Genomic DNA, 3412 nt, shown 5'->3' on the forward strand with positions numbered 1-3412 from the left:
AGGAAACACTTACAACTGGGTGATCACAGCTGATGTTCCTTCAAAGCCTCAAAATCTTTTGAGCTATACTATAACCGATACATATAGTGGTCTTTCCTCCACAGCGGCTGATATTACAGTATCTATCGCAGGCATGACAGAAGGCGCTGCAGCGGATTATACAGTAAATAAGTCAACCGCAGGTACTATTGTTATTGCTCTTACATCAACAGGAATAGGAAAGCTTACTGGAACAACATTTGATATTAATGTCGGAACAAAATTAGCAGCAAATGCAACAGTTGCTACCAATAATGCTTCTATAAACTATGAGTACGCTTATGATCCTACTACTGATCCTGATACTGATCCTGATAAGGACGATATAATAGATGACGCTGATATTCCTGATCCTGATCCAACTGATCCGTTAAATCCAGATAATCCAACACCTAAAGATTATCCGACACCAGGCGGCACTCCTGACCCAACTAATCCTTATACCGATCAGGTAATACCGGGTACATTCACTATCTCTAACGTAAATGGTGAGGATGAACTTGGCGGAGCAACATATGAAGTAAGAAAAGCTGATGGATCTACAGTAGTGGTATCTGCACCAGATAATGCTGATGATGCTGCTACAAATCCTAAGATTGCAGTAGTTTCAAATCTTGCTCCAGGTCATTATACGATTTATCAGACAGCCGTTGATTCAGGTCATCTTTTAAATCAGGTTCCGATAGATATATATGTTGGCAAGGACGGAAATATCTATTCAGATGCAGCATGTACTGCAGCAAATCAGATTATAAATGATAATGGTACAACTAATCCAGCTGACGATGTAGCAAATCAGGTCAAGTTCTATAACGAGCCTATAAGCAATAAATTCAGTCTCCCATTCACAGGTACAACAGCTACAATAGTATTCACAATAACAGGTATACTCTTAATGGCAGGCACAGCATTCTTCATCTTCATTATCCTCAAGAAGAGAGACGATGACGAGGAAGAGCAGGAAAACAACTGAACCTAAGTTAGCTAAATACGCATTACACACCCTCTCGAATGCTATTTAGATACCTCTAAGGTTTATTCAACAGGGAGTGCCGCTTATTATAAGCGGCATTTCCCCTTTAGGAGTGATCTCAACATTGAAAAAGAAAGGACAAAAAGAAGAAAAAGCGACGAATCCTGATAATTCTTTTGCTGCTGATATTTCTTATCGGACTTGGATTTTTTCTGTACCCCTATGTCAGCAGGATCATAATCGGAAAAAAGGTAAACGATAATATCCAGGTCTTCGAGGAGGAAAGAGACAAGTTCATCGAGGAGGCTATCGAAAACGGCAAGCTCCCCAACGCAGACAAAATGCCTGTGGACGACGAGGGTAAGCCTGCGCCGTATAAGGTGGTTCTGACTAATCCCGAACCCGCTGAAGAACAGCCCTATCTGGATAAGCTGTATCAGTATATGCGGCGGCGCAATAAGGAGCTTTTTGATACTAATCAGAAATCGCTGAACAGCTCATCGTCATATATGTATCCCGAGATAAACCTCAAAGACTATGGGATAACATCACAGAGTATAGGAACCCTTGAAATAGAAAAGCTTGATCTTAAGCTTTCTATCTTCCTCGGAGCTAACGACGATAATATGATGGCAGGCTGCGGACATCTGACCAATACCTCTTATCCTATCGGCGGTACGAATACCAACTGCGTAATAGCGGTCCACCGCGGACTTGGCGGCTCTGACTTCCTGCGCTATGTTGAGAAGCTCGAAACAGGGGATATAGTCCGCATAGAGAACTTCTGGTATACGCTGGAGTATAAGGTAACGGGAATAAAGATCATCGAACCTGATGATGTCAAGCCGATACTTATCAAAAACGGCAGGGATATGCTCACGCTTTATACCTGTCACCCCTACGGTGTGAACAGCCAGAGATACCTGGTTTACTGCGAAAGGATAGTCAAGTAAAGCTGCAGGACATATTATATACGAAAAACAGGAGCAGTTTTGCTCCTGTTTTTTTGTATCAATTTAAACGAACGTCAGATTTGGTACTGATAGTAATACTGAAAATGTATATTTGAGTATTAAGATTTGGTACTATTTTAAATAGCATTAGTTTTGGTACGCTCAATTGAAAAACATAATATCATATGATGTGTACGGTGGACACAAGGAACAGTCAATGACCTGGAAGCCTGACGAGGGTATGTCACAGCGACAGATTGAAAAGGAACTGAATCGTCAGGCGGTTATGTTTGAGGAAGCTGTCAATCATGGCTACAAGGCTTCGGCTATGAAGTTTCAGGAGCTTGCGGAGGAATGGTTCGAGAGCTACGCAAAGAATACTCTCAGAAGCACTACATATGAGCGTATGCTCCAGCTCACGCACCGTGTATACCCTGCTATCGGTCACCTGCGTATCGACAAGATCACAGCAAGGCAGTTGCAGGGCTTTGTGAACTCTCTCGCCAAGGAGGGGGCAAACGAAAAGACAGGCAAGCCCCTCGCACCGAAAACGATCCGTCACAACCTGAGCTTTATCTCAGACGTATTCAGCTATGCGGTCCGTATGGACTTGGTATCGGACAATCCTTGCAGGAAGGTAACTATCCCGAAAGGCGAGGTCAAGGAGAAACAGATTTATTCACAGGAAGAGATGGCGCATCTGCTTACTGCTATTCAAGGAGAGCCTCTGAAGTATAAGGCATTCTTCTTTCTGATAGCTTACAGCGGTTTCCGCAGGAGCGAGATGCTCGGTCTTGAATGGAAGGATATTGATTTTGAGAACAATATCATTACTATTAAGCGTACCTCAAATTATACCGCAGAGCGTGGTATATATACCGACACCACAAAGACAAAACGCTCTCAGCGAGTTTTAAAAATATCTCCGTATATAATGGAGATACTGAAAGACTATAAGCTGGAGCAGGACGAAGAAATTCTCCGCCTCGGAGATAAGTGGGTAGAAACTGACCGTTTATTTGTTAAATGGAATGGCGAACCCATGAACAATCAGACACCCTACGGCTGGCTGAAAGAGTTCTGCGAGAAGAATGATATGCCTTTTTATGGTATACATAGTTTCAGACACTTTGCGGCAAGTTCGCTTATTTCAGCAGGACTTGATGTTACAACAGTTTCAGGCGCATTAGGTCACTGTAATTCGGGAACAACTTTGAATGTGTACTCACATATGTTTCAGAATGCACAGGCAAGGGTTTCGGAAGCTATGGATAAAGCTTTTGCCTTTCTGCCGCAGAAGGAGGATACAGAATCAGAATAATACCATGAAGGTATAGTATAAGAATAAGCTCGCTGACATCTGACAAAACAGGCAGCGAGCTTATTCTATGCAAAAAAAGCTAAATGAATATTATTCATTGATATGCATAAGTGATAATGTGAAAAA

At 42.3% G+C, this 3412-nt stretch carries 3 protein-coding genes; all 3 read left to right on the forward strand.

The features are described 5' to 3' along the window. Nucleotides 1-1012, forward strand: a 1012-nt coding sequence (locus tag J6U00_RS00120; RefSeq protein ID WP_296577361.1) for an isopeptide-forming domain-containing fimbrial protein, incomplete at its 5' end; no start/stop codon positions are given. Between the two features lie 176 nt (nucleotides 1013-1188). Beyond that, entirely contained in the window at nucleotides 1189-1965 is a 777-nt protein-coding gene (locus J6U00_RS00125; protein WP_296577363.1) for a class C sortase, read from the forward strand. A gap of 217 nt (nucleotides 1966-2182) precedes the next feature. After that, entirely contained in the window at nucleotides 2183-3286 is a 1104-nt protein-coding gene (locus J6U00_RS00130) for a tyrosine-type recombinase/integrase (RefSeq protein ID WP_296577365.1), read from the forward strand. Nucleotides 3287-3412: the final 126 nt, after the last annotated feature.

It is taken from the genome of Ruminococcus sp. (assembly GCF_017650195.1).
Taxonomy (GTDB): Bacteria; Bacillota; Clostridia; order Oscillospirales; family Ruminococcaceae; genus Ruminococcus.

Bases quoted from the DNA above. Each gene is read 5' to 3' on its own strand.
- J6U00_RS00130 (WP_296577365.1), top strand. From the start codon at position 2,183: ATGACCTGGAAGCCTGACGAGGGTATGTCACAGCGACAGATTGAAAAG.